The organism is Xanthomonas citri pv. mangiferaeindicae, assembly GCA_002240395.1.
GTDB classification, from domain to species: Bacteria; Pseudomonadota; Gammaproteobacteria; order Xanthomonadales; family Xanthomonadaceae; genus Luteimonas; species Luteimonas citri_A.
Map to the genome: position 1 here is coordinate 322,015 of CP016836.1, position 25,920 is coordinate 347,934.

General features: G+C 69.5%; 21 protein-coding genes and 1 pseudogene. 13 read left to right on the forward strand and 9 right to left on the reverse strand.

The genetic code is table 11. The features are described from left to right. Nucleotides 1-160: 160 nt before the first annotated feature. From BEN78_01440 to BEN78_01470, 7 genes are all read left to right on the forward strand, one after another. Nucleotides 161-1,459, forward strand: a complete 1,299-nt coding sequence (locus tag BEN78_01440; protein ID ASR42268.1) for a hypothetical protein — start codon at nucleotides 161-163, stop codon at nucleotides 1,457-1,459. Nucleotides 1,460-1,532: 73 nt separating this feature from the next. Then, entirely contained in the window at nucleotides 1,533-2,558 is a 1,026-nt protein-coding gene (locus BEN78_01445; GenBank protein ID ASR44827.1) for a 1,4-beta-xylanase, read from the forward strand. After that, complete coding sequence (locus BEN78_01450; GenBank protein ASR44828.1) at nucleotides 2,558-5,455, forward strand: glycosyl hydrolase; 2,898 nt, start codon at nucleotides 2,558-2,560, stop codon at nucleotides 5,453-5,455. The genes BEN78_01445 and BEN78_01450 overlap by 1 nt, the downstream gene beginning before the upstream one ends. 96 nt (nucleotides 5,456-5,551) lie before the next feature. Beyond that, nucleotides 5,552-6,973, forward strand: a complete 1,422-nt coding sequence (locus BEN78_01455) for a glucuronate isomerase (GenBank protein ASR42269.1) — start codon at nucleotides 5,552-5,554, stop codon at nucleotides 6,971-6,973. Between the two features lie 38 nt (nucleotides 6,974-7,011). Continuing rightward, nucleotides 7,012-8,217: an endo-1,4-beta-xylanase gene (locus BEN78_01460; GenBank protein ASR42270.1), complete on the forward strand. Its 1,206-nt coding sequence runs from the start codon at nucleotides 7,012-7,014 to the stop codon at nucleotides 8,215-8,217. Nucleotides 8,218-8,248: 31 nt separating this feature from the next. Continuing rightward, nucleotides 8,249-8,767, forward strand: a complete 519-nt coding sequence (locus BEN78_01465) for a hypothetical protein (GenBank protein ASR42271.1) — start codon at nucleotides 8,249-8,251, stop codon at nucleotides 8,765-8,767. Nucleotides 8,768-8,888: 121 nt separating this feature from the next. After that, on the forward strand, nucleotides 8,889-9,626 hold the full coding sequence (locus BEN78_01470) for an RNA-binding protein (protein ASR42272.1): 738 nt from the start codon (nucleotides 8,889-8,891) through the stop codon (nucleotides 9,624-9,626). A 9-nt stretch (nucleotides 9,627-9,635) separates the two neighbouring features. Here BEN78_01470 and BEN78_01475 read toward each other — a convergent pair whose 3' ends face one another. Further along, on the reverse strand, nucleotides 9,636-10,493 hold the full coding sequence (locus tag BEN78_01475; protein ID ASR42273.1) for a kinase: 858 nt from the start codon (nucleotides 10,491-10,493) through the stop codon (nucleotides 9,636-9,638). A 220-nt stretch (nucleotides 10,494-10,713) separates the two neighbouring features. Between BEN78_01475 and BEN78_01480 the strand changes: the two genes are divergently transcribed. Next, complete coding sequence (locus BEN78_01480) at nucleotides 10,714-11,745, forward strand: gluconolactonase (GenBank protein ASR44829.1); 1,032 nt, start codon at nucleotides 10,714-10,716, stop codon at nucleotides 11,743-11,745. A gap of 354 nt (nucleotides 11,746-12,099) precedes the next feature. On the opposite strand, the gene BEN78_01485 is transcribed toward BEN78_01480, so the two are convergent. Further along, the gene (locus BEN78_01485) at nucleotides 12,100-12,729 is read right to left on the reverse strand and encodes an NAD-dependent dehydratase (protein ASR44830.1); all 630 of its coding nucleotides are present in this window, start codon (nucleotides 12,727-12,729) and stop codon (nucleotides 12,100-12,102) included. 14 nt (nucleotides 12,730-12,743) lie between these two features. Further along, nucleotides 12,744-13,631 carry an AraC family transcriptional regulator gene (locus BEN78_01490; protein ID ASR42274.1) on the reverse strand — a complete coding sequence of 296 codons (888 nt, stop codon included), beginning with the start codon at nucleotides 13,629-13,631 and terminating at the stop codon, nucleotides 12,744-12,746. Nucleotides 13,632-13,767: 136 nt separating this feature from the next. On the opposite strand from BEN78_01490, the gene BEN78_01495 reads away from it, so the two are divergent. Further along, entirely contained in the window at nucleotides 13,768-14,523 is a 756-nt protein-coding gene (locus BEN78_01495; protein ID ASR42275.1) for a 3-oxoacyl-ACP reductase, read from the forward strand. A gap of 150 nt (nucleotides 14,524-14,673) precedes the next feature. Here the strand turns inward: BEN78_01495 and BEN78_01500 are convergent, their stop codons facing one another. After that, nucleotides 14,674-15,498, reverse strand: coding sequence for a hypothetical protein (locus BEN78_01500; GenBank protein ASR42276.1), 825 nt, complete (start codon nucleotides 15,496-15,498; stop codon nucleotides 14,674-14,676). 136 nt (nucleotides 15,499-15,634) lie between these two features. Here BEN78_01500 and BEN78_01505 point away from each other — a divergent pair, with 136 nt between their 5' ends. Beyond that, entirely contained in the window at nucleotides 15,635-16,393 is a 759-nt protein-coding gene (locus BEN78_01505) for a hypothetical protein (GenBank protein ID ASR44831.1), read from the forward strand. A gap of 77 nt (nucleotides 16,394-16,470) precedes the next feature. After that, nucleotides 16,471-17,910, forward strand: coding sequence for a hypothetical protein (locus BEN78_01510; protein ASR42277.1), 1,440 nt, complete (start codon nucleotides 16,471-16,473; stop codon nucleotides 17,908-17,910). A gap of 37 nt (nucleotides 17,911-17,947) precedes the next feature. Here BEN78_01510 and BEN78_01515 read toward each other — a convergent pair whose 3' ends face one another. From BEN78_01515 to BEN78_01535, 5 genes are all read right to left on the reverse strand, one after another. Then, entirely contained in the window at nucleotides 17,948-18,622 is a 675-nt protein-coding gene (locus BEN78_01515; GenBank protein ASR42278.1) for a hypothetical protein, read from the reverse strand. Beyond that, nucleotides 18,619-19,122: a hypothetical protein gene (locus tag BEN78_01520; GenBank protein ID ASR42279.1), complete on the reverse strand. Its 504-nt coding sequence runs from the start codon at nucleotides 19,120-19,122 to the stop codon at nucleotides 18,619-18,621. Before BEN78_01520 ends, BEN78_01515 begins: the two co-directional genes overlap by 4 nt. A 67-nt stretch (nucleotides 19,123-19,189) precedes the next feature. Further along, nucleotides 19,190-19,564, reverse strand: coding sequence for a protein CrcB (locus BEN78_01525; GenBank protein ID ASR42280.1), 375 nt, complete (start codon nucleotides 19,562-19,564; stop codon nucleotides 19,190-19,192). Then, nucleotides 19,561-20,685, reverse strand: a complete 1,125-nt coding sequence (locus tag BEN78_01530; protein ASR42281.1) for a two-component sensor histidine kinase — start codon at nucleotides 20,683-20,685, stop codon at nucleotides 19,561-19,563. Before BEN78_01530 ends, BEN78_01525 begins: the two co-directional genes overlap by 4 nt. Beyond that, entirely contained in the window at nucleotides 20,682-21,404 is a 723-nt protein-coding gene (locus BEN78_01535) for a DNA-binding response regulator (protein ID ASR42282.1), read from the reverse strand. Before BEN78_01535 ends, BEN78_01530 begins: the two co-directional genes overlap by 4 nt. A gap of 134 nt (nucleotides 21,405-21,538) precedes the next feature. Between BEN78_01535 and BEN78_01540 the strand changes: the two genes are divergently transcribed. Both BEN78_01540 and BEN78_01545 read left to right on the forward strand, forming a co-directional pair. Then, complete coding sequence (locus tag BEN78_01540) at nucleotides 21,539-22,696, forward strand: efflux transporter periplasmic adaptor subunit (protein ID ASR44832.1); 1,158 nt, start codon at nucleotides 21,539-21,541, stop codon at nucleotides 22,694-22,696. 10 nt (nucleotides 22,697-22,706) lie between these two features. Then, nucleotides 22,707-25,837 (forward strand): annotated as a pseudogene (locus BEN78_01545) (multidrug efflux RND transporter permease subunit). Nucleotides 25,838-25,920: the final 83 nt, after the last annotated feature.

Below are 25,920 nucleotides of genomic sequence, written 5' to 3' on the forward strand. Positions count from 1 at the left end.
CGGCGTGGTGCAGCGCAGAACGCATTCCGAAGCTCGCTATGATAATGATAGCGCTACCACGTCTCGGCGACGCGGACGACGCCTGGAGGGAGGCGATGACAGCGATTGGGAGCGCGCGGCCACGGACGGTCGCTCACAGCGAGCGTGCGGAGCGATGCGGATGAGCGGCGGTGATCGGGCCGCGCTCGCCTCATCGGCCGCGAAGGTCGGCATGTACCGTTGGCGCGTCTGCGCGATGTTGCTGGCCGCCACCACCATCAACTACGTCGATCGCCAGGTGCTGGGCGTACTTGCGCCGTTTCTGCAGGACGAGGTCGGTTGGAGCGAAATGCAGTACGGCGCCATCGTCACCGCGTTCCAGGCCGCCTACGCGATCGGCTTGCTGTGCGCTGGCGCCGTCATCGACCGGCTCGGCACCAAGGCCGGCTACGCGATTGCGATCTGCGTGTGGAGCATCGCCGCGATGAGCCATTCGCTGGCGGCGAGCGTCGCCGGCTTCATGATCGCGCGCTTCCTGCTGGGACTGGGCGAAGCCGGCAATTTCCCGGCCGCGATCAAGACTGTGGCCGAGTGGTTTCCCCGGCGCGAACGCGCGTTCGCGACCGGCATCTTCAATTCCGGGTCCAACATCGGCGCGATCGTCGCCCCGTTGCTGGTACCGGTCATCGCAGTGACCTGGGGCTGGCAGGCGGCGTTCCTGTTCACCGGTGCGCTCAGCGCGACGTGGCTGGCGGTGTGGCTGCTGACCTATCGCACGCCTGAGCAGCAGCCCGCACTGTCGGTCGCCGAGTTGGCGCATATCCGCAGCGATCCGCCCGAACCGTCGGCCAAGGTGCCGTGGCGGCGCATCCTGCGCCACCGCCAGGCCTGGGCCTTCGTCGCCGCCAAGTTCATCACCGACCCGATTTGGTGGTTTTTCCTGTTCTGGCTGCCGAAATTCCTCAATGCCGAGTACGGCCTGACCCTGCTCGCGCTCGGGCTGCCGCTGGTGGCGATCTTCGTGCTGGCCGACGTGGGCAGCATCCTCGGCGGCTGGCTGGCCGGACGCTTCCTGCGCCTGGGCTGGAGCGTCAATCGCGCACGCAAGGGCGCGATGCTGGTCTGCGCGCTGTGCGTGGTGCCGATCGTGTTCGCCGCGCAGGCCGACAATCTGTGGCTGGCCGTGGCGCTGATCGGACTGGCGACCGCAGGTCACCAGGGCTGGTCGGCCAATGTGTTCACGCTGACCTCGGACATGTTTCCGCGCAACGCAGTGGCCTCGGTCGTGGGCATCGGCGGCTTCGCTGGCGCGGTCGGCGGCATGATGATCGCCACGTTCATCGGCTGGTTGCTGCAGACCACCGGCAGCTATCTGCCGGTGTTCCTGATGGCCGGCTCGGCCTACCTGGTGGCGTTGCTGATCGTGCACCTGCTTGCGCCGCAGCTGGCGCCGGCACGGCTGGACGACGGCGCGGCATGAGTCTGCACCGGTGCCACTGCGATGTTCTGTTCGATTTCGGGAGCCTGACACGATGAAGACCTCTTCCCTGCCCTTGCTCGGCGCGCTCGTCCTTGCCCTCGCCGCCTGCGGCGAGCGCCCGAATGCCGCGCCAGCCGCCGAGACCGCCGAACCGGCCTCAGCCTCGGCCTCAGCCTCCGCGTCCACGGCGCTGGCCCACGGTCACGACAAATTCCTCGGCGGCGCCTACAGCCCGCCACAGGCGCCGGGCTTCACCGACTACTGGAACAAGATCACGCCGGAGAACGGCGGCAAATGGGGCGAGGTCGAGGCCGAACGCGACGTGATGGTCTGGGACGAGCTCGATGCCGCCTGGCAGGTCGCAAAGGACCACGGCCTGCCGTTTCAGATGCATGTGATGGTGTGGGGCAACCAGCAGCCGGAGTGGATCAAGACCCTGCCGCCCGACGAGCAGCGCGCCGAGATCGAGCAGTGGTTCGCCGCCGTCGCCGCGCGCTATCCGGGCATCGATTTCGTCGAGGTCGTGAACGAGCCGCTGCACGACCCGCCGTCCAAGGACGACGAAGGCGGCGGCCACTACATCGAAGCGCTGGGCGGCGACGGCGAGAGCGGCTGGGACTGGATCCTCGAATCGTTCCGACTTGCGCGCCGGCACTTCCCCGATTCCAAGCTGATGATCAACGAGTACAGCGTGACCAATGATCCCGAGGCCACCCGGCGCTATCTCGAGATCGTGCGGCTGCTGCAGGCCGAGGAGCTGGTCGATGCGATCGGCGTGCAAGGCCATGCGTTCTCGACCACGACCGACACCGCGATCGAGGTGCACCGCCGCAACCTCGATGCGCTCGGCGCGACCGAGCTGCCGGTCTATGTCACCGAACTCGACATCGACGGGCCCGACGACGCGACCCAGTTGCGCGACATGCAGCGCATCTTCCCGATGTTCTGGGAGCACCCTGCAGTCGAGGGCGTCACCATGTGGGGGTTCCGACGCGGCCTGTGGCGCGACGCGCAAGGCGCCTATCTGGTCCGCGAGGACGGCAGCGAGCGGCCGGCGCTGACTTGGCTGCGCCGCTACCTGCGCGGCGAGGCGGAATGATGGTGTCGTTCGCGTGCGCAGCGCGCAGAAGGCGGCTGTCCACAGCGGTCATGCTGCTGATCGCCGCGGCCTGCCCGGCGCTGGCCACCGTGCCGACGCCAGTCGCCGACGACTGTGCGCGACCGGCCGCAGTCTGCGAGACAGCGGTGCCCGGCGCCTTGCCACTGATCGTCGAGGGTCGGCCGTTGCCGGTGCTGGTCGATGCGACCGACGATCCAGGCGTACTGCGCGCCGCCGGCGATCTGCGCGCCGACTTGGCCGCGGTCGCCGGTACGGATGCGCCCAAGGCCGCGACGCCGCTGGCGATCATCGCCGGCACGCTTGGCCACAGCCCGCGCATCGACCGCATCGTGCGCGAGCGCGGCCTCGACGTCTCCGGCGTCGCCGGCACCTGGGAAGGCCACCTGTTACAGGTGGTCGATGCCCCGGAACCGGGCATCGATCGGGCGCTGGTGATCGCGGGTGCCGACAGGCGTGGCACGATCTTCGGTCTTTACGAACTCTCGCGCCGCATCGGGGTGTCGCCGTGGACCTGGTGGGCCGATGTGCCGGCGCCGCATCGCGCCGCGCTGCACATCGCCCCCGGCCGCTTCGTCGACGCACCGGCGGTGCGCTACCGCGGCATCTTCATCAACGACGAGGACCCCGCGCTCGGCGGCTGGATGCAGGCGACCTATGGCGGCCCGAACCATCGTTTCTACGAACGCGTGTTCACCCTGATCCTGCGCCACAAGGGCAATTTCCTGTGGCCGGCGATGTGGGGCCGTGCGTTCTACGACGACGATCCGCGCAACGCCGCGCTCGCCCACGAGATGGGCGTGGTCGTGGGCACCAGCCACCACGAGCCGATGATGCGCGCGCACGTCGAATGGTCGCGCCATGGCGCGGGGCCCTGGGACTACGCCAAGAACGCCGAGCGCCTGCGCGACTTCTGGCGCGCCGGCATCACGCGCATGGGCGGCCACGAGAACGTCGTGACGCTGGGCATGCGCGGCGACGGTGACGAACCGATGGCCGAGGGCACGGCGATCGCGCTGCTCGAGCGCATCGTCGCCGACCAGCGGCAGATCCTCGCCAACGTCACTGGCCGCCCGCCGCAGGACACTCCGCAGGTCTGGGCGTTGTACAAGGAAGTGCAGGACTACTTCGATGCCGGCATGCGGGTGCCCGACGACGTCACGCTGCTGTTCGCCGACGACAACTGGGGCAACCTGCGCCGGCTGCCCGCGCCCGGCGACCGTCGCGCCGGTGGCTATGGCGTCTATTACCACTTCGACTACGTCGGCGGGCCGCGCAACTACAAGTGGCTCAACACCACCCAGATCGAGCGTGTCTGGGAGCAGATGCGCCTGGCCTATGCGCACGGCGTCGACCGGCTGTGGGTGGTCAATGTCGGCGACATCAAACCGATGGAGCTGCCGATCGGCTTCTTCCTCGACCAGGCCTGGAACCCCGACGCGATGACCCGCGACGCGCTGGCGGCCTATCCCGCCGCCTGGGCCGCGCAGCAGTTCGGTACTGCCCACGCCAGCGAGATCGGCGAGATCCTGACCCGCTACACACAGTACAACGCACGCCGCAAGCCCGAGCTGGTGTCGGCCGACACCTGGAGCCTGCTGCATTTCGGCGAGGCCGAGCGCGTGCTGGCCGAATGGGACGCGCTGGTCGCGCAGACCGAGCGCGTCGGCGCTGCTCTGCCGGCTGCGCAGCGCGACGCCTGGTACCAGTTGGTCGCCTACCCGGTGCTGGCGAGCGCCAACCTCAATCGCTTCCACATCGCGGTCGCGCGCAACCGGCTGTACGCCGACCAGGGCCGCGCGTCGACGAATGCCTGGGCGGACGAGGCGACGCGCCTGTTCGCGCGCGACGCGGAGCTTGCGCGCATCTACGAGCAGGACATCGCCGGCGGCAAGTGGGTGCACATGATGTCGCAGCCGCGCATCGGCTACACCCACTGGCAGATGCCCGACCGCAACGTGCTGCCGGCGCTGGCGCGCATCGATGTGCGCGAGCGCGGCACGATGGGCGTCGCGGTCGAGGGCGATCCGCGCGGTTGGCCGGTGCCGGCCGAGATCGCCCGGCTGCCAATGCTCGATCCCCAGGCCACGCGCGCCCCCGAGCTCGTCGTGTTCAACCGGGGCGCGGCGCCGTTCCGCTACACCGCCACCTCATCGGCAGCCTGGCTGCAGGTGACGCCAGCCGCTGCCGAGGTCACCGACGCCCAGCCGCTGCGCATCGAGGTCGACTGGCAGGCGGTGCCCACCGGGACGCAGGTTGCCTATCTCGACCTGCTCGGCAGCGACCGCACCGAAGTGCGTGTGGTGGTGCCCGTGACCCGGCCGGCATCGACCGGGCCGATGACAGGCTTCGTCGAGAGTGGCGGGGTCGTCGCGATCGAGGCTGGCGACTACACGCGCGCCGTGGCGCCCGACGGCCTGGCCTGGGAGACCATTCCGCACCTGGGCCGCAGCCGCGCGGGCGTGACCACGGTGCCGGTCACCGCCGCATCCAGCGAACCCGGCCGCGGTGGCGCGTGGCTGGAGTATCCGGTGCATCTGCAGACCGCCGGCGAGGTCGAGGTCCGCGTGGTGCTGTCGCCCACCCTCGACTACGCGCATCGCGGCGGCCAGCGCCTCGCGGTGTCGTTCGACACCGCCGCGCCGCAATTGCTGACCATGCGTTTGGACCCGACGCCCGGCCATCCGGACTTCCTGGCCTGGCAACGTGCGGTCGCCGACAGCGTGTACGTCGCCACGTCGCACCACCGCGTCGAGGCCGGTGCGCAGACGCTGCGTCTGTGGCGCGTCGATCCGGCCGTGGTCGTGCAGCGCATCGAGATCGTCCGCGACGGCGTGCCTGCGACCTTGCTCGGACCGCCGGCGAGTGTGCCGCGTTGAGTTCCTCCAGGAGCCCACACGTGGACGACTGACGCAGTCCTCAAACGTCCGCTCGCGCGCAGACGCGCGGCTGCCCCCCTTCGAAGAAGACCTTCCATGACGGCCCATCCCCCACTCGCCCTTCATCCCGATCGCCTGTTCTCGCCGGAGCCGACCCAGCGTGCGATCGCGCGTCGGCTGTACGCACAGATCGCCGGGCTGCCGATCGTCAGCCCGCACGGCCACACCGATCCGGCGTGGTTCGCGACCGACGCGCCCTTCGACAATGCGACCGAACTGTTGCTGGTGCCCGATCACTACGTGTTCCGGATGCTCCACAGCCAGGGCGTGGACCTCGACGCGCTCGGCATTCCGCGTGCCGACGGCTCGCGCGCAGCGGTCGACCCGCGCGCCGCCTGGCGCCTGCTCGCCGAGCGCTTCCACCTGTTCCGCGGCACGCCGTCCGCGCTGTGGCTCGATCATGTCTTCTTCGAGGTCTTCGGCCTGCGCGTGCGGCTATCCGAGGCGACCGCTGATCTCTACTACGACACCATCACCGACGCGCTGGCGACGCCGGCGTTCAGGCCGCGCGCACTGTTCGAACGTTTCGGCATCGAGGTCATCGCGACCACGGAGTCTCCGCTCGACCCGCTCGACCATCATGCCGCGATCCGTGCCAGCGGCTGGACTGGCCGCGTGATCACCGCCTATCGCCCGGACGCGGTGATCGACCCGGAGCACGAACAGTTCCACGACGCACTGGCGCGCTTCGGCGCACTGACCGGCGAGGACGTGCGCGATTGGGCCGGTTACCTGCGCGCCCACCGCACGCGCCGGGCGTTCTTCGCCGGCATGGGGGCGACCTCGACCGACCACGGCCACCCGAGCTGTGCGACCGCCGACCTGCCGCTGGGCGAGGCGCGCCGCCTGTTCGAAACCGTCGTCCGCGGCGAAGCCACGCCGGCACAGGCCGAACTGTTCCGCGCACAGATGCTGACCGAGATGGCACGCATGAGTCTGGACGACGGCCTGGTCATGCAGATCCATCCAGGGTGCTTCCGTAACCACAACCGCGCCCTGTTCGAGGGCTATGGCCGTGACAAGGGCGCCGACATTCCCTTGCGCACCGAGTACGTGCGCGCGCTCAAGCCGCTGCTCGACGTCGCCGGCAACGCACCCGACTTCCGGCTGATCCTGTTCACGCTCGACGAGAGCACCTACGCACGCGAGCTCGCGCCGCTGGCCGGCCACTGGCCGTGCCTGTCGCTGGGCCCGGCGTGGTGGTTCCACGATGCTCCGGAGGGCATGTGGCGCTTCCGCGAACAGACGCTCAGCAGCGCAGGCTTCTACAACACCGTCGGCTTCAACGACGACACCCGCGCGTTTCTGTCGATCCCGGCCCGCCACGATGTCGCCCGCCGGGTGGACTGCGCGTTCCTGGCCAAACTGGTCGCCGAGCACCGTCTGGACGAAGACGCGGCGGCCGAGGTCGCGGTCGATCTCGCCTATCGCCTGCCCAAACAGGCGTATCGGCTGTGACGCGTCGCGCCATGTCCTGCCAACCTGCCGGAGATCGCATGCCCGTATCCACGCCCTGCCGCCTGCGCCTGACGACCGCGCTGCTCGTGTTATCGGCCGCCGCCCTCGCCCTGCCACCCTCCACCGCGCAGGCCGCGACGGCCGCACCGCTACAGGCGCAGCCGCCGGCCACGCTCAAAAGCGCCTATGCCGGCGCATTCCGGATCGGCACCGCGATCAACGACGACATCGTCGCCGGCCGCGACGCGCGCTCGCAGGCCCTGGTGCCGCTGCACTTCGATGCGATCACCGCCGAGAACGTCATGAAGGCCGAGGTGCTGCATCCCGCGCCGGATACCTGGGATTTCGCCGCGGCCGACGCCTTCGTCGACTTCGGCCAGCGCCACGGCCAGTTCATCGTCGGCCACACCCTGGTCTGGCACAACCAGACGCCCGACTGGTTCTTCCAGGACGCCGCCGGCGCCCCGCTCGCGCCCGACGCGATGGCATCGCGCCTGCGCGACTACGTCGCCACGGTCGCCGGCCGCTATGTGGGACGCGTGCACGCCTGGGATGTCGTCAACGAGATCGTCGGCGAGGACGGTGCGTATCGCGACACTGTCTGGACACGTGCGCTTGGCGACGGCGACACCGTCGTGCGCGAAGCCTTCGCCGCCGCGGCGCGCGCCGCCCCCGACGCCGAGCTCTACTACAACGATTTCAACACCTGGCGCCCGACCAAGCGCGCCGGCATCGTGCTCCTGGTGACGATGTTGCAGGATGCCGGCATCCGCATCGACGGCGTCGGCATGCAGGCACACTGGGGGCTGCACTACCCGTCGCTGGAGGACATCGAAGCCTCGATCGACGCCTACGCCGCGCTCGGGGTCAAGGTCATGATCACCGAGCTCGACATCGACGTGCTGCCGCTCACGCGCGAGGGCCAGGTGATCGGCACCGGGCTGACGCACCCGCAGTTCCAGCTGGAAGAGTTCGAGCGCTACCTCGACCCCTACCCCGATGGTCTGCCTGCCGATGTCGAGCGTCAGCTCGCGCAACGCTATGCCGAGCTGTTCGCGCTGTTCCATCGCAAGCGCGACGTCATCGACCGCGTCACCGTCTGGGGGGTGCACGACGGTATGTCGTGGAAGAACGACTACCCCGTGCCCAACCGCACCAACTATCCACTGTTGTTCGACCGCGATCGTCGGCCCAAACCCGCGCTCGACGCGGTGCTGGCGGTGCCAGAGACGACGACGCGCTAGCATCGGGCGCCCAGCCCCTTCCAAGCAGGCCATGGATCGCAGCACGACTTTCACGCTCGACGAGCGCGACCACCGGCGCGGTGCGCGCGTCCAACTGCTGCGCGCGATGCGCGACCGGCGCACCCGCTGGCGCCTGACGCTGCTGTGGCTGGTCGGAACGCTCGTGGTGAGCGGGCTTGCGCGGATCCTCGGCATTCCGTGGTCCGAGCTCGCCGGCGATCTGCCGTGGATCGCGCTCGTCGCAGCGGCGACGATCCTGGGTTTCGCGTTCGGCCTGCCGCTGCTGCTCGCCCCACTGGCCGTGCGCCAGCGCTTCGGGCGCGAGGCACTGGTGCGCGAGCCGGTCGTCGCGCACTGGGACGAGGCCGGCTATCGGGCGCGCCAGGGCGGTGTCGAGAGCCGGGTGGCATGGGGCAGCTACGTGGCCTGGCAGGAAAGCCCGGACCTGTTCGTGCTGTTCCTCACCGACAACAATTTTCAGTTGATTCCCAAGCGGGCACTCGACGCGGCCCAGGTCGAAGACCTGCGCATGCGGCTGGCGGCGCGCTAGACGGCGAGTGTCGCCTTCGGGCGTGTCTGCTGCGTCGGGCGCGGTGACACCGGGCGCGGCCAAGGCTAGTCCGCGGCGCGCCGGCCGCTACACTGCCCGGCCCCCGATCCCGACACCCACCATGCCTGATCCCGTCCGTCTCGCCCATCGCGTCGCCGAGCTGTTCACGCTGTCCCGCAGCGAGGCCGAACAGGTCATCCGCAACGGCTGGGTGTCGGTGGACGGCGTCGTGGTCGAGGCGCCGCAACATCGCGTCACCGTCGAGCATGTCGTGCTCGACCCGGCGGCCCGCGTGGAAGCGGTGGAGCCGGCCACGCTGCTGCTGCACAAGCCGGCCGGCATCGATGCGATCGACGGACCACGACCGGCCGTCGCGCTGGCGACGCCCGACGCGCGCTGGGCCGACGACCCGAGCGGTGTACGCCTGCTCCAGCGCCATTTTCATCGTCTGACGCCCTTGGTGCCGCTCGACACCGAGGCCAGCGGGCTGATGGTGCTGACCCAGGATGGCCGGGTCTGGCGCCGGCTGACCGAGGACGCCGACCAGATCGAGCACGAGTACATCGTCGAGGTCGCCGGCACGCTGGGGCCTTACGGCCTGGGCCAGCTCGCGCACGGCATCCAGATCGACGGTCGCACACTGCCTGCCTGCAAGGTCAGCTGGCAGAACGAGACCCGGCTGCGCTTTGCGATCAAGGGCGTGCGCAATGGCCAGTTGCGCGCGATGTGCGCGCAGGTCGGCCTGGACGTGGTGTCGATCCGCCGCCTGCGCATCGGTCGCATCGCGCTGGGCAAAGGCCCGGACGGGGCGATGCCGCCCGGCGCCTGGCGCTACCTGCCGGTCGGCGAGAAGTTCTGAGGCTGCGGCCTAGTCGTTCGCGTCCGCGGCTTCTCGGCCCTGCTGACGGATCAGCGCTTCCTGCCGGGCGTCCTCGATCGCATCGCGCACGCCGTCGACATCCACCGCACCGGCCGGCGGCGTGAAACGCCCGGTCAACACGGTATCGGGGGCCAGCGCACCGGCCTCGAACAGCGCCCACATCTCCTCGCCGTACCAGGTATCGAGCAGTTCGGGCGCCGAGCGCCCGAGGTACGCGGTGAGGTTGTTGACGTCGCGCAGCAGCATTGTGCGTGCGGCGTTGTTGCCCGCCGCGCTGACCACCTGCGGGAAATCGATCACCACCGGCCCGTGCGCATCGACCAGCACGTTGTACGGCGACAGGTCGCCGTGGATCAGTCCGCAGCACAGCATCCGCACCACTTCGCGCACCAGCGCGCGGTGATAGTCGCGGGCCTGCTCGGCGTCGAGCGCGACTTCGCCCAGCCTGGGTGCCGAGAAGCCGTCGGCATCGGTCACCAGTTCCATCACCAGCACGCCGTGCAGGTAGCCGAACGGCTCGGGCACGCGCACGCCGGCGGCGCGCAGTTGGTACAGCGCGTCGACCTCGGTGTTCTTCCAGGCGGTTTCCTGCTGCTTGCGCCCGTACTTGCTGGCCTTGCCGATCGCGCGCGCCTCGCGGCTGCCGCGCACCTTGCGACCTTCCTGGTATTGCACGCGCTGCTGGAAACTGCGCTGCGCCATGTCCTTGTAGACCTTCGCGCAACGCACCTCGTCGCCGCTGCGCACGACGTACACCGCAGCTTCCTTGCCGCTCTTGAGCGGGCGTACGACGGCGTCGATCACGCCATCGTCGATCAGTGCCTGCAGGCCTTGGGGGGTCTTCACACGAGTCCTGTGCGGTGGTCGGCACGGCGGGGACCGGCCACGAGCGGTGAAGCTTCGCATGTCCGTTCCAGGGCCGCCATCGCCCGACGGCGCGCAGCAGGCTGCGGGCAGGATTCGCTTCATGCTGCATTCGAAAGGCTGCCCGCGCATCGGCGATTCGCCACTGCGCGCCGGACGTTGCATGCTGTCAGGCCCCAATCGGAGACCGCACACCGATGCGATGGCCTGCGCTGCTGCTTGTCCTCCCCTGCTCGCCGCCTGCGCGGCGCCGACGCCATCCGCCGATGCCGACACCGATGGGGCGTCGACGCTCGGTCGATTGACCCGCTGGCACGCCGATTTCGATGCGGTCGTCGCGGCGGATGCGCGCATCGAGCGCCTCGCCGATGGTTTCACCTGGTCCGAGGGGCCGACATGGATCGCCGACGGCGGCTATCTGCTGTTCACTGACGTGCCCGAGAACCGCATGCACCGCTGGTCCGAGGCCGATGGTGTCTCGGTGTACCTCGAACCGTCCGGCTACGACGGTCCCGACACCGGCGAACTGCGCGAGGCCGGCGCCAACGGCTTGCTGGCCGAGCCCGGCGGCAGCGTGCTGCTGGCCGACTCGGGCAATCGGCTGGTCGCACGCTTGGACCTCGTGACCCGGCGCAAGACCCCGCTTGCCGAACGCTTCGACGGCAAGCGCCTGAACAGCCCGAACGACATCGCCCGGCGCAGCGACGGCAGCGTGTTCTTCACCGACCCGCCCTACGGCCTGGTGGGCATGAACGATTCGCCCTCCAAGGCACTCGATTTCAACGGCGTCTACCGCATCGCGCCCGACGGTGGCCTGCATCTGCTCGACGCCACCGTGCCCTTCCCCAACGGCATTGCGCTCTCGCCCGACGAACGCACCCTGTATGTCGCCAGCTCAGATCCCGAGGCCCCGCTCTGGTACGCCTACGCGCTGGACGCGGACGGCACGGTGTCCGGGCGCCGCGTGTTCGCCGACGCCAGCGACCTGATGGCCGATGACGCGCCCGGGCTGCCCGACGGCATGACCGTCGCCGCCGACGGTACGGTGTTCGCGACCGGCCCTGGCGGCGTGCTGGTGTTCGCGCCCGACGGCACCCGGCTGGGCCGCATCGAGACCGGCGGCGCGATCTCCAACTGCACCTTCGGCGATGACGGCCGCACGCTGTACATGACCTCCGACGACATCCTCGCGCGCGTGCGCGTGCAGACAATTGGGCCAGGGTTCACGCGCTAGGCACGCGGTGCTGCGAGCGTTTCCCCACAAGCCGGCCCCCACCCAACCCTCCCCCGCAAGCGGGGGAGGGCTCTGCGCATCGCGTACTCCCTCCCCACCTGCGGGAGATGGCTCTGCGCATCACGTGCTCCCTCCCCAACTGCGGGGAGATGGCTCTGCGCATCGTGCTTCCTCCCCACCTGCGGGGAGATGGCTCTGCGCATCGCGTGCTCCCTCCCCACCTGCGGGGAGATGGCTCTGCGCATCGTGCTCCCTCCCCACCTACGGGAAGATGGCTCTGCGCATCGTGCTCCCTCCCCCGCTTGCGGGGGAGGGCTGGGGTGGGGGCACGCCACGGTGCGGCCTACGCGCCGCTCAGCCCAGCCGTTCCGAGCCCACGACATGCACACCCGGCGAGGCGTCAATCACGGCGTCCAGCAGCGCAGCCGCGATCCGCGGTGCCGTGTTGATGCGCCAGCGCGGTGGCAGCAGCGGACCGAGTGCGCCGAGCACGACGCCGGCCACCCGCTCGCCCAGCCGGAATTCGTCGCGCGTCCCGCCGATGAGCCCAGGCCGCACGAAGGTCAGCGACTCGAAGCCGAGTGCCGACAGGTCGCGTTCCAGTTCGCCCTTGACCCGGTTGTAGAACACGCGCGACGCCGGATCGGCGCCCAGCGCCGAATTCAACGCAAACGCCCGCGCGCCATGTGCCTGCGCCAGGCGCGCCACCCCCAGCGGATAGTCGTGGTCGACCCGGTAGAAGACCGCCTGCGAACCGGCCTTGCGGATCGTCGTGCCCAGCGTGCAGATCACCGCATCGACTCGCCACCACGGGGCATCGTCGGGCAGGCGCTCGAAGTCCACCTGCGGCGCCTGCAGTTTCGGGTGCGCTGGCAGGTGGCCGCGTACCGGCGCGATCACCGCCGCCACACGCGGGTCGGCCAAGGCCTGGGCCAGCACATGGCGCCCGACCAGGCCCGTCGCACCGACCAGCAACACCCGCACGCCAGCGCCCGTGCTCATCGCAGTTGCGCCCGTTGTCGCGCCGCGTCGATCTCGCGCACCGGTGGCTGGCCAAACATCCGCGCGTACTCGCGGGTGAACTGCGGCACGCTCGCATAGCCCACACCATGCGCGGCGATGCCCGCGGGAACGCCCTCGGCCAGCATGCGGCGACGCGCTTCGATCAGCCGCAGCCGCTTCTGGAACTGCAACGGCGTGAGCGACGTCGCCGCGCGGAAATGCGCATGGAACGCCGACACGCTCATGTCGGACATCGCCGCCAGCCGCTCCACCGGCAACGGCCGGTCGTAGCCGGCACGCAATGCCGCCACCGCACGCGCCACTCGCTGCGCACTGCCACTGGGCCATGCCAGCCGCCGGATCGCCGCCCCATGCCGCCCGGCCAACAGCCAGTAATGCATCTCGCGCACATGCTGGGCCTGCAGCACCGGCAGCGCCGCCGGGCGGGCGAGCAGCCGCATCAACTGCAGCGCCGCCTCGGCGAGCTCGGCATCGGTCGGCTCCACCCCGATCGGCGCTGCGCCCGGATCCGGCGCGGCATCCATGTCGGCGACCAGATCGGCCACCACGGCCGGATCGATCTCCATCACCAGCGAGCAGTACGGCGCCGCGGCGCTGGCCTGCACGATCCGGCTCTGCGTCGGCAGATCAGCCGCGATCACCAGTGTGTCGCCGGCGGCGAACGCGAACGTGCGCGTCCCCATCGTCACCTCCTTGGCGCCCTGCAGCACCAGGCAGGCCAGCGGACGCTGGATGTCGTGGGCCAGCCCGCTCGGTGCCAGCGCGTGCACCGTCGACAGTCCGGGGATCGGGGTCGCGGCAATGCCGCCGCCTGGTGCGTGGGCGTCCGCATGGCGGCGGACCAGATCGAGCAATGCGGTCATGGCGCCAGCCTACGCTTCCCGGACCAACGCCGGACAGACGGCTGGAGGATCAGGCAAGCATCGCCGAGCTTCCGGCAACCGCGGTGGCCGACGCGGCGCGATAGTGGCTCCCCCGCCACGCACACCAGGATTCCCCATGTCCCGCATCACCCTGATCACCGGTGCCAGCCGCGGCCTCGGCCGCAATACTGCCCTCGCCGTCGCGCGTGCCGGCGGCGACGTCGTGTTGACCTACCGCAGCGGCGAAGCCGACGCCCAGGCCGTCGTCGCCGATATCGAAGCGCTCGGCCGCAAGGCCCGCGCGTTCCAACTCGACGTCGGCGACGCCGCCAGCTTCCCGGCCTTCGCCGAGACCCTGCGCGCCGCGCTGCGCGAGACCTGGCAGCGCGAGACCGTCGACCACCTGGTCAACAATGCCGGCCACGGCGACACCGCCCCGTTCGGCGAGACCACCCAGGCGCAGTTCGACCGCCTCGTCGATGTGCACTTCAAGGGCGCGTTCTTTCTGACCCAGGCGCTGCTGCCGCTGATCGCCGATGGCGGCCGGATCGTCAATCTGTCCAGTGGCCTGACCCGCTTCGCCTACCCCGGCTACGCCGCCTACGCGGCGGCCAAGGGTGCAGTCGAAGTGCTGAGCCGATACCTGGCCAAGGAACTGGGCCCTCGCGGCATCGCCGTCAACACCGTGGCGCCCGGCGCCATCGAGACCGATTTCGGCGGCGGTGTCGTGCGCGACAACCCGCAGGTCAACGAACACCTCGCCGGCATCACCGCCCTTGGCCGCGTCGGCGTGCCCGACGACATCGGCCCGATGATCGCCAGCCTGCTCGGCGACGCCAACCGCTGGGTCACCGGTCAGCGCATCGAGGTCTCGGGCGGGCAGGCGCTCTGACGGCGAGCATCGGACGGTCCGCATCGGGGCGAGTCACGACCCGACGCGGACCGACGCTGGTGGCATCGGTCCGGCCGCTCCCAGCCACGGCGCAACGGCCACGCAAGCGCGCCCCTGGGGGACGGGGCGCCCTGACTCCACGCATATCGCTCACTCGAGCGCTCGCACCAACCCTGTCGCCATCTGCGCCGCCAGCGCGCGCTGCAGCGGCACGTAATCCTCTGTGTCGGTGTCGGCCGCAAACTCGCCAGACCACACCAGATGCCCCTCGGCGTCGTCTATCAGCGTCACGACCGCCACTGTCTGCTGGGGCGTCTGTCGAACGCTGACGCGCGCATGCAGGTCAGCAGGCGCCCCCTCGGTGGCCATGTGGTAGCCGGTCGGCAGGCTGCCGCTGAGCTGTGCAACCAGACTTTCGCGCAGTCCGGCATTGAACTGGGGGAACATCACGTACTCGCACAGGCCCTGCACCGGCTCGACGGCGATGCGGTGAGGCGGCGGTGCCAGCGCCAGCGCTCGATATCCCCAGCTTGCACCGCCGACCGCGAGCGCCACGACGGCGAGGACGCCGGACGCGAGCCCGAGCTGCCGGTGGCGACGCGGTGGCGGGCTGGCGACGGCGCCCTGCGCATCGCCGGCCAGGGTGCCGATGAAACGATAGCCCGCGCGCGGGCGGGTCTGGATGTAGCGCGGCGCGTCCGCATCGTCGTCCAGCAGCGCGCGAATGCGCCGGATGCAGGTATTGAGCGCGGCATCCCCGCCGGTGCCCGCGCGCGGCCAGAACCGGTCGAGCAGTTCTCGCCGGGGCACCACCCGGTCCCGGCATTCGATCAGATACGCCAGCACCTCCACGGCCTGGGGCGGGGTGTCGAGCGGCTGTTCGCCTCGGAAGATCTGGAGGGTCGCAGGGTCCAGCCCGAAGGCGTCGAAGCGCAGCATCGTGGTTCTCCCGGCCCGGTCGACGCGCCGCGTCATCGGCCTGTCAGCGAATGTCACGACATGTCATTGGGGCATTTTGGCAGAACGCCCTAGGCTTGTCCGAGCGGCGCCACGGGCCCGCCCCGGCCGCGTCCTCCCCTTTGTCTTCAGGATCCTGTCAATGCGCCTTTACCTGCTCGCCGCCCTGTGTGGACTGCCGGCCCTCGTCACTCCATTCAGCCAGGCCCTGGCCGAAAGAACGGATGTCGAGGTCCGCGTCATGGCACGCGGCGCCAAGTTCATGGGCGGCTACAGTGCCCCGGTCCGCGTGACTCTGACCGATGCGGAGACCGGCGAGGTCCTCGCGCGCGGGCTGACCTCGGGGACCACCGGCGACACCCAAACGATCATGAACACCGCCCACGTCCACGGCGCTGCACTGGCGAACGAGGCGACTGCCGCATTCCGCACTTCGCTCGACCTCGACCGCCCGCGTCAGGTGACCCTGAGCGTGACCGGTCCGCTCAGCCAACCCCAGGCCACCACCACGGCGACCAGCACGCAGTGGCTGCTGCCCGGACATCACCTCACCGCGGGCGATGGCTGGCGGATGGAACTGCCCGGCTTGATCGTCGACCTCGCCAGTCCACTCGCCTACCAGTGGGTGCAAGCAGGCCAGACCGTTCCCCTGCGGGCAGGCGTAACCCTGCTGTGCGGCTGCCCGATGTCCGAGGACGGCCCCTGGCGGGCGGGCGACACCGAAGTGGATGCCTACCTGCGCATCGACGGCGGGCCCCCGACTCGGCATCGACTTGCTTTCGACCCGACCCAGGCGCTGTTCGTCGGCGAACTGCCGACCCAGGCCGCGGGCCTGTACGAACTGGAGATCCGCGCCTGGATGGCACCGAGCAACAATGCCGGCGTGGCACGGACCGCCTTCTTCGTCCGCTGACCTGACCACTTGGCGCCGACCTCCCCGACCCACTGGGTCTGGGGAGGGCCGATCCGCAGCGCGAGAGGCGTACCACCATGCTCCCCAGACACATCCTGCCCGCCTGGCTCCTCCTGGCTCTGCTGCTCCCGTGCAGCGCATCCGCCGATGACGCGCGCGCCGATGCCATGACCAAGCAACTGGAAACCAACCGACAGCGCTACGGCATCGCCGGCCAGGCCGTGCTGGTCGCGCGCAACGGCCAGGTGCTGTTCCGCGGCGCGGATGGCGAGGCCGACATCGCCACCCACACCCCGGTCATCGAGACCACCGTATTCCCTGTCTACTCGCTGGCCAAGCTGTTCGCCAGCACGCTGGCGGTGCAGCGCATCGAGCAGGGCGCGCTGACTCTGGACGGCCCGATCGGCGCGACCCTGCCCGGCCTGCCGGCGCACTGGCAGCGCATCCGCCTGCGCGACCTCCTGGACCACACCTCCGGCCTGCCCGAGTATTTCGAGGCCCCGCAGGACGGCACGCCGGCTGCGCCGCTTCCGGCGGATGCGCGCGCCGTCTTCGCCGCCCTCGCGCAGACTCCACTCCAGTTCACACCGGGCACCCGCACGCGCTACACGCAGACCAACTACCTCGTCCTGTCGGCGCTGCTCGCAGCAGACGGCGGCAAGCCCTATCCACAACTCGTCGAAGACCGCATTCTGCGACCACTGCAATTGCGCCATACCTGGCTCGGACCGGCCGCGTTGCCCAAGCACGGCGTCGCAACCGCCTACACCGGCCGGGACGGCCGGCTCGTGCCCGACCCCGACCTCGCCTGGCCCGACGACGCGCTCGGTCATGCCGCGCTCTACACCACGCTCGACGATCTCGCCCGCTTCCTGCAGGCCATGACCGCCGGCGAGTTCGTCGGCCGGACGACGCTGCAGGCCCTGTGGCAGCCGCGCACCCTGCCCGACGGCCAGCGCGGCTGGTTCGCGGCCGGATGGGAGTACGGCGACAACGGCGTCGACCGCCAGGTCGGTCACGATGGCGGCACGCGGGTCCGCGTGCGCGTACTGTTCGAGGGCGCCGCGGACGGCGACGTCGACACCGTTATCTATCTGACCAACGGCAGCGCCCGCAACGTCTGGTCGCGCACACTGGTGGACAGCATCCAGGCCGCGATGGCGCCCGAACGCTTCCCCGCCGAAGCCCTGGCCGAGACGTTACGCAGCCTCGCCCTCGACACGGGCCAAGACGACGACCTGCACGCACGCGCGCGCACGATCCGCGCCGCCAGCCCGCTCGACGACAGCGCGTTCGAGCGCACCGTCAATGCCACCGGCTATGCCGTCCGCGACAACTTCGGCATCGATCCCGCACTGCACGTGTTCGCACTGAACACCGAGCTGTTCCCGATGTCGGCCAACGCCTGGGACAGCCTTGCCGAGGCGTACGCGGCCAAGGGCGACGACGCGCAAGCCAACGCGCTGTACGAGAAGGCAAGCCGGCTCCCGCGCGATGCGACGCGCGAAAAAGACTGACCGGTCGTGTCGGACATGCGATGGGCGCACCACGCCCTTATGGACGTTCCACATCCTCAGCGAGCAACGGGCGAATCATCGCCTCCGCTTGCGCCACGCAATGCTCGAAATCCAGCTCAGGACCGATGGTGTCGATCTGCGCGAACTCGCGTCGCAGCGCATCCCGCCGCTCGCCGAGCCCTCGGAGGAAGGCCGCGCCATGCTTGCGCATGAAGGGCACTGCCAGTTCGATCTGATCCGGCTGCGCCTCGGCCACTGCGCACAGATCGAACAGGTCCCGCGCCTTTGCACGGTTGCCGCGATGCCACATTTTCTTGGCGATGATCTCCGCCGAGGTTTCGACCCTGATCGCTCTGCCTCGATACGACGCCATCTCGTAGGGCGCAGCCGTCAATGAAGCGCCAACGACCACATCGATTTCGCCCCCCGGCAGAAACAGCTTCAGGTACTCGGCCGCTTCCTCGTAATCGGCGCTGACCTTCTCGGCCACCTCGCTCAGACGCGGATTCACGTAACCCAGGTACTGGGGATCGGGAACGAAGAGATCGATGTCCTTGCTCTGCCGATGGGCGATACGCAACATCAACACGGTGCCACCGCCGAACGTCCAGATGGCGCCTGGGACCTGCTGTTCCAAGTGGGCCATCAGCTCGAGTGCAGAGACGAACAGATCGTGCCAGAGGCCGGGGCGCTCCAGATCGACCGCACTCACGCCCAGATCTCGCGCTGACTCTTCACTTCGTGCGCCAACCGTCGATAGGTCTTCCAGACAGCACCGCGGTCGAGGCCGACCTGGTCATGCAGTTGATCGGCAACCGATGCCAGCAACGACACCGGCGCCTCGTCGAGAAACGCGTGCAGATGCGGGGCATAGTCCTCAACAACCCGTCCCGTCACCAGCATGCGCTTGAGCTTGGCTGCAGTGATCGGCGTCTTGTAGCTCACACTCGCCGTGGCCGCTGCCCGCATCAAAGGCGTCATCCTCTGGGGACGGGGTGGTCCTGCGCGACCGACATCGACCCGCAACGCCAATCCAAGCAGCGTGGCGAGCCGTTCGGCCTTGTTGAGCCCGAGGTCCGGCACCGCGCCCGTTTCCAATTGGTTCACAGTCTGCCGGGAAAGCCCGCTCAGCGCGGCCACCTGCGCCTGGCTCAGGCCCATTTCGGCCCGCCGCATCCGCATCGCCTGCCCGAGTTCATGGATCGCGCCCATACCGGGATCGTACGCCAGGCTTACAGAATGTCAAACATATGCGACATATCAATTGTGTTGACGGGGCCTATAGCGCCGCCCGCACCAGCGCCATCCCCGCGAACAGCCCGCCGATCGACAGGACGACCGACGCCAGCACATAGATGGCTGCCAGGCCTGGTTGCCCACGCTCATAGAGCAGCGCCGCCTCCAGCGAGAACGCCGAGAACGTCGTGAAGCCGCCCAACACGCCGGTCATCAGGAACAACCGCAGCGATGGCGACAGGCCACTGCGCGCGGCGAACCAGGCCACGACCACCCCCATCAGCAGCGAGCCGACGACGTTGATGCACAGCGTGCCGTAGGGAAACGTCGTGCCGGCACGCAGCGCCAGCATGTTGACGCCGTGACGCAACGCCGCGCCCAGGCCGCCGCCGAGAAACACCAGCATGAGCTGGATCATTGCGCGTCTCCGGCAAGGGCGGGCGGCGGCAGCCTGCCGTCCACACGCGTCTGCCGCGCATCGGTCACCGGCCATGCAAGAAAGACATCGCTGCCGCGCTCCGGGGCTGAGCGGCACCCTGCGTGGCCGCCATGCGCGATCGCGATCGTCCGCACGACCGCAAGTCCGAGTCCCGACCCGCCACCGGCGCGCGATCGTGACGGATCGCCACGCCGGAACGCGTCGAACACGTGCTGCCGCAGCGCCTCCGGCACCCCGGGGCCACTATCCACGACGCCAACGCAAGCTTCATCGTCGGCGACGCGGCCATACAGCAGCAGCGGGCCGGGCGTCGCATGCTTGAGCGCGTTGTCCAGCAGCGCGGTGAGTGCCTGCCGGATGCGTGCCGGGTCGCACGTCACCCGCGGCGGCACGCTGGTCTCCACGCGCAAGTCGAACCCGGCCGCGGCGAGGCGGTCGGAGACCGACTCGGCGACCCCGTGCAGCTCCTGGGCGAGATCGACCGCCACCAAGTCGATCTCGAAATGCCCACTGTCCTGCAGACTGAGCACGCGCAGATCCTCGACCAGCCGCGACAGGCTCTCGGCCTGCTTGAGTAGGCCCGCGAACACCGCCGGCTCGGGCGCAAACACTCCGTCGACCAGGCCTTGCAGGCGCCCACGCAGGATCGTGACCGGCGTGCGCAGTTCGTGGGCGACCGCGGCGTTCCAGAACGTCTGTTCCCGCATGGCGTCCTGCAGTCGCTCGGCCAGTGCATTGACGTCCTGCGCCAGTTGCGCCGTCTCCCCGGTGGCGCGTGCATCGAGCGCGACCCGGATGTGCAGGTTGCCTTGCGCGATGTCGCGCAGGCCGTGGGCCGCTGCATTCAAGGGGTTGAGGATGCGCCGCGAGAGTCGGATCGCGACCCAGACCGAAATGACCACGGCCGCGACCACGGTCATCACGATCCAGGCCAACTCGGCGCCCGATGGCACCCAGCTCTGCGAGAGCATTGCCGGCGCGTAGGCCGACGCCCATGCGTAGAAGGCATAGGACCCGACGAAGGAGAGCACCATCAGCCCGAGCGACATCACCGCCAGCGATGTCGCGATCTGTGACCGCAACCCCGAAGCGCGCGTCATGCGACCCGGCCGACGCGATAGCCCACGCCGCGTACGCTCTCCGGCACGCCCTGCAGACCGGCTGCCTCGAGCTTGCGCCGCAGCTTGCTGACATGGCTGTCCACGGTCCGCTCCAGCGTGTCGCCCTCCGGCAGGCACGCTGCCAGCAGTTCGGCGCGGCTGCAGACCCGCTCGGGCGCGCGCAGCAGATGCGCGAGCAGCTTGAACTCGGTGAGGGTCAGATCGATCGCGTGCAGGCCGTCCTCGAGATGCAGCGTCACCGCGTGACGGTCGGCATCGATCTCGATCGGTCCCGCCCGCAAGGTCGGTGCAGCATCGGCCACCGACACCCGGGTCCGCCGCAACACCGCCTCCACGCGGGCGACCACCTCGGCCGGATTGAACGGCTTGACCACGTAGTCGTCCGCGCCGATCCGCAGCCCGGTCAGCTTGTCCACATCCTGGTCCATCGCGGTGAGCATGATCACCGGGGTATGGCCGCGGTGACGGATCTCCCTGAGCACCTGCCAGCCATCGAGCACCGGCATCTGCACATCGAGCAGCACGAGATCGGGCCGGTGGGTCCGGTGCTTGGCCAGCGCATCGGCGCCATCGAAAGCGCGCACGCTGCGCAGGCCGCTTCGGCGCAGATAGGCCGCCAGGATCTCGCCGATGTCCGGCTCGTCCTCGGCGATCAGCACGAGGGATTCGGCCGGGACGCTGGGACCGCGGGATGGCATCGGGTTTCCGGGGACTGAACGGGACGCGGCGTCCATCTTATCTCCATACAGACGGCACTCAATCCCAACGCCTGCCGACCAGACTGCGCAGCCTCGAGCGGCCGACCGTCCCGGATCGGCCCCGCGTGCAGGAGTTGCGGTCCATGTCCCCCTTCCGTTGCCTTCGACGCACCCTCCCGTTGGCCGCGTCGGTCGTGTTGCTCGTGGCGTGCAGCGCGCAGCGCGACGCCGACGGCGCGTCGCCACCGCCTAGTGTCACCGTCGAGACCCTCGCCCCGACCCCGGTGGTCGTCCGTGTGGACCTCCCGGGACGGGTGACCGCGCTGCGGACGGCCGAGATCAGGCCGCAGGTCGGCGGCATCGTGCAACGGCGCCTGTTCGAGCAGGGCGCGGAAGTCGAGGCCGGCACGCCGCTGTTCCAGATCGCCCCCGCCCCACTCCGGGCGGATGTCGACACCGCGCGCGCCAGCTTGCGCCGTGCCCAGGCCGAAGCCAGGCGCACGCGCGTGCACAGCGAACGCCTGGCGACCCTCGCACGCGACCAGGTGGTCAGCCGCCAGATGTACGACGACGTGGTCGCGCAGCGCGACCAGGCCCAGGCCGATGTCGCACAGGCCGAAGCGAGCCTGGCGCGGCGGCTCGTGGATCTGGGGTTCTCGCGGGTCAGTGCCCCGATCCCCGGCCGCATCGACCAGGCCCTGGTCTCCGAAGGCGCGCTGGTCACCGCGGGCGACAGCACGCCCATGGCCACAATCCAGCAGATCGACCGGGTCTATGTGGATGTCCGCCAGCCGGCGGGACATGGCGCGGCGCTCCGCCGGCGCCTGGATGCAAGCGACCCCTCCGATATCGAGATCCTGGTAGACGGACAGCCGACCGGCCTGCATGGCCGGCTGCTGTTCTCGGGCACGCGCGTGGATGCCGGCACAGGCGATGTGTTGCTGCGCATCGAGGTCGAGAACCCGGCGCGTACCTTGTTGCCCGGCATGTTTGTGCAGGCACGGATGGTCGATGCCCAGTACCCCACGGCGCTGACTGCCCCCGAAGAGGCCATCGTCAGGGCCGGGGAACGCGCCAGCGTGTGGGTGCTCGATGCCTCGAATCATGCACGCCTGCTGCCCGTCACCCTCGGCGAACGCATCGAGGGCCGCTACCGGATCGCCGACGGGCTGCAGCCTGGACAGCGCCTTGTCGTGAAGGGCATGGAGCGCCTGCAAGAAGGCGGCATCGCACAGGCCCGCACCGAATCGACCGACGCCACCGATCTGGCCGGCACGCCCGGACGCGACTGAGGACGTTCGCATGTCGCAATTCTTCATCCACCGCCCGGTCTTTGCCTGGGTGATCGCGCTGTTCATCGTGCTGGGCGGCCTGCTGGCGATTCCGAAGCTGCCGATCGCACGCTACCCGTCCGTCGCGCCGCCCTCGGTCACCATCTATGCGACCTATCCCGGGGCGACCCCGCAGACCCTCGACGACTCGGTGGTCGGTCCGATCGAACGCGAGCTGTCGGGCGTCAAGCACCTGCTCTACTTCGACTCGTCGGTCGACGCCAGCGGCACCGCGCAGATCACCGCGACCTTCAAGCCGGGCACCGATCCCGAGATGGCCCAGGTCGACGTCCAGAACCGACTCAAGTCGGTGGAGCCCCGCCTGCCCCAGGCGGTGCGCCAGTCCGGCGTGCAGGTCGAATCGGCTGCCTCAGGCTTTCTGATGATTGTCGGCCTGACCTCGCCCGATGGCCGCTTCGACGAGGTCGCCCTGAACGACTATCTGGCACGCAACATCGTGCAGGAGTTGCGTCGAATCGACGGCGTGGGTCGCGTCCAGTTGTTCGGCGCTGAGCAGGCCATGCGCATCTGGGTGGACCCGGCAAAGCTCACTGCGTTCGGCCTGACCATGGCCGATCTTGCGCGCGCGATCGAACAACAGAACGCGCAGATCGCGCCGGGCCGGATCGGCGACGAACCCGCCCCCGCGAGCCAGCGGCTGACCGTGCCGCTGACCGTGCAAGGCCAGTTGACCAGCGCGGAGGCGTTCGCGGCCATCGTACTGCGCGCAGGCGCCGACGGCGCCAAGGTCGTCCTGGCCGACGTGGCGCGGGTCGAGCTGGGCGCGCAGTCCTACGCGTTCGCCAACCGCGAGAATGGAATGGCGGCGACGAGCGCGGCCGTCCAGCTTGCGCCGGGTGCCAACGCGGTCCGCACGGCGGCGGCGATCCACGCACGCATGGCCGAACTCGCGCCGGCCATGCCCGCCGGGATGGCCTACTCCATTCCGTTCGACACCGCGCCCTTTGTCCGGATCTCCATCGAAAAGGTCGTGCACACGCTGCTCGAGGCGATGGCACTGGTGTTCGTGGTGATGTACGTGTTCCTGCAGAACGTCCGCTACACGCTGATCCCGGCGATCGTGGCGCCGATCGCGCTGTTGGGCACCTTCACCGTGATGCTGCTAGCCGGCTTCTCGATCAACACCCTCACCATGTTCGGCATGGTGCTGGCGATCGGCATCATCGTCGACGATGCCATCGTCGTGGTCGAGAACGTCGAGCGACTGATGGCGAGCGAAGGCCTGTCGCCGCGGGAGGCGACCTCGAAGGCCATGAAGGAAATCACCGGCGCCGTGGTGGGCATCACGTTGGTGCTGATCGCCGTCTTCATTCCGATGGCGTTCGGCGCCGGCTCGGTGGGGGTGATCTACAAACAGTTCACGCTGTCGATGGCGGTCTCGATCGCAGTCTCGGCATTCCTGGCGCTGACGCTGACGCCGGCGCTGTGCGCCACGCTGCTGCGACCGGTCCCGGCGGGCCATCACGCGCGTCGTGGCGTTTTCGGCGCCTTCAATCGCGGCTTCGAGCGCCTATCGGCCGGCTACGCAGGCAAGGTGGCCGGGCTGGTGAAGCGCAGCGGCCGCATCATGCTCGTGTTTGCGGCCCTCTGTGTCGTCCTGGTGCTCGGCTTGCGTCATGTGCCGTCCTCCTTCCTGCCGGAAGAGGACCAGGGCTACTTCATGACCTCGATCCAGTTGCCTACCGGCGCGACGATGGCGCGGACACTGGAGGTCGTCAAAACCTTCGAGGCGCATGTCGCCTCGCGTCCGGCGATCAAGAGCAACCTGGTCGTCCAGGGATTCAGCTTCGCAGGCTCGGGCCCAATGCCGCCATGGCCTTCACCATGCTCGCCGATTGGTCCGCGCGTGGCGATGCGACCGCTGCCGGGGAGGCCGCGCTTGCGCAGGACGCGATGGCCGCGACGAGCGAGGGCACGGTGATGAGCCTGATGCCGCCCTCGATCGAGGAACTCGGCACCTCGTCGGGCTTCACGATGATGCTGCAGGATCGAGGTGGACGCGGTCAGGCGGCGCTGCTCGACGCACAGGCTCAACTGCTCAAGCTCGCCGCCGGCAGCAAGGTGGTCGCCGATGTCTACCCCGACGGCCTGCCGCCCGGCGACAGCATCGCGCTGCATATCGACCGTGCGAAGGCCGAGGCGCTGGGCCTGTCGTTCGACAGCGTCAGCAGCACCCTCTCCGCCGCCATGGGTTCGCTCTACGTCAACGATTTCCCCAATCGCGGCAGGATGCAGCAGGTGATCCTGCAGGCGGACGCCAACGCGCGCCTGCACCTGGAAGATGTGCTGGGCCTGCGCGTGCGCAACGCCTCGGGCGGCATGGTGCCGCTGCGTGAAGTGGTCTCCGCGCAATGGACGGCCGCGCCGCAGCAGATGATGCGATTCCAGGGCTCCCCGGCCGTCCGCATCGCGGGCAGGCCCGCTTCGGGCGCGTCGAGCGGCTCGGCGATGGCCGAGATGGAGCGCCTGGTCGGACAACTGCCGCAGGGCTACGCCGCGGCCTGGAGCGGGCAATCGCTGCAGGAGCGGCAGGCCGCGGCCCAGGCACCGCTGCTGGTGCTGCTGTCGGCCCTTGTGGTGTTCCTGGTGTTGGCCGCACTCTACGAAAGCTGGACGATTCCGCTTTCGGTGATGCTGGTGGTGCCGCTGGGCCTGCTCGGCGCGGTCGCGGCGGTGATGCTGCGCGGCATGCCGAACGACGTGTTCTTCAAGGTCGGCATGATCACGATCATCGGGCTGTCGGCCAAGAATGCGATCCTGATCGTCGAGTTCGCCCGCCAGCTGCATGCCGAAGGCCGGAGTCTGGCCGACGCGGCGATCACCGCGGCGCGGCTGCGCTTTCGGCCGATCCTGATGACCTCGCTGGCATTCGCGCTCGGCGTCGTGCCACTGATGCTGGCCTCGGGCGCCAGCGCCGAGACCCAGCGCGCGATCGGCACCGGCGTCTTCGGCGGCATGGTCAGCGGCACGGTCCTGGCGGTGTTCTTCGTGCCGGTCTTCTTCGTCGCGGTGCTGGGCGCACGTGAGCGGATTGCCGCCTGGCGCGCGCGCCGAGCCGCGCCTGCGGTGCCGCCGGTCTAACGCGTCTGGGGTGTCAGCGGAAGCGGAGCGCCCCATGCCCTACCGGCATCGCCCCTGCCCGCGACCTATCGCCGCCGCGCTGG

Excerpts from the sequence above, each read along its gene's own strand:
- BEN78_01460 (ASR42270.1), top strand. The coding sequence starts at position 7,012 with ATGCCCGTATCCACGCCCTGCCGCCTGCGCCTGACGACCGCGCTGCTC.
- BEN78_01470 (ASR42272.1), top strand. The coding sequence starts at position 8,889 with ATGCCTGATCCCGTCCGTCTCGCCCATCGCGTCGCCGAGCTGTTCACG.
- BEN78_01510 (ASR42277.1), top strand. The coding sequence starts at position 16,471 with ATGCTCCCCAGACACATCCTGCCCGCCTGGCTCCTCCTGGCTCTGCTG.
- BEN78_01525 (ASR42280.1), bottom strand. The coding sequence starts at position 19,564 with ATGATCCAGCTCATGCTGGTGTTTCTCGGCGGCGGCCTGGGCGCGGCG.
- BEN78_01500 (ASR42276.1), bottom strand. The coding sequence starts at position 15,498 with ATGACGCGGCGCGTCGACCGGGCCGGGAGAACCACGATGCTGCGCTTC.
- BEN78_01440 (ASR42268.1), top strand. The coding sequence starts at position 161 with ATGAGCGGCGGTGATCGGGCCGCGCTCGCCTCATCGGCCGCGAAGGTC.
- BEN78_01455 (ASR42269.1), top strand. The coding sequence starts at position 5,552 with ATGACGGCCCATCCCCCACTCGCCCTTCATCCCGATCGCCTGTTCTCG.
- BEN78_01535 (ASR42282.1), bottom strand. The coding sequence starts at position 21,404 with ATGCCATCCCGCGGTCCCAGCGTCCCGGCCGAATCCCTCGTGCTGATC.
- BEN78_01495 (ASR42275.1), top strand. The coding sequence starts at position 13,768 with ATGTCCCGCATCACCCTGATCACCGGTGCCAGCCGCGGCCTCGGCCGC.
- BEN78_01490 (ASR42274.1), bottom strand. The coding sequence starts at position 13,631 with ATGACCGCATTGCTCGATCTGGTCCGCCGCCATGCGGACGCCCACGCA.
- BEN78_01465 (ASR42271.1), top strand. The coding sequence starts at position 8,249 with ATGGATCGCAGCACGACTTTCACGCTCGACGAGCGCGACCACCGGCGC.
- BEN78_01530 (ASR42281.1), bottom strand. The coding sequence starts at position 20,685 with ATGACGCGCGCTTCGGGGTTGCGGTCACAGATCGCGACATCGCTGGCG.
- BEN78_01520 (ASR42279.1), bottom strand. The coding sequence starts at position 19,122 with ATGGGCGCGATCCATGAACTCGGGCAGGCGATGCGGATGCGGCGGGCC.
- BEN78_01450 (ASR44828.1), top strand. The coding sequence starts at position 2,558 with ATGGTGTCGTTCGCGTGCGCAGCGCGCAGAAGGCGGCTGTCCACAGCG.
- BEN78_01480 (ASR44829.1), top strand. The coding sequence starts at position 10,714 with ATGGCCTGCGCTGCTGCTTGTCCTCCCCTGCTCGCCGCCTGCGCGGCG.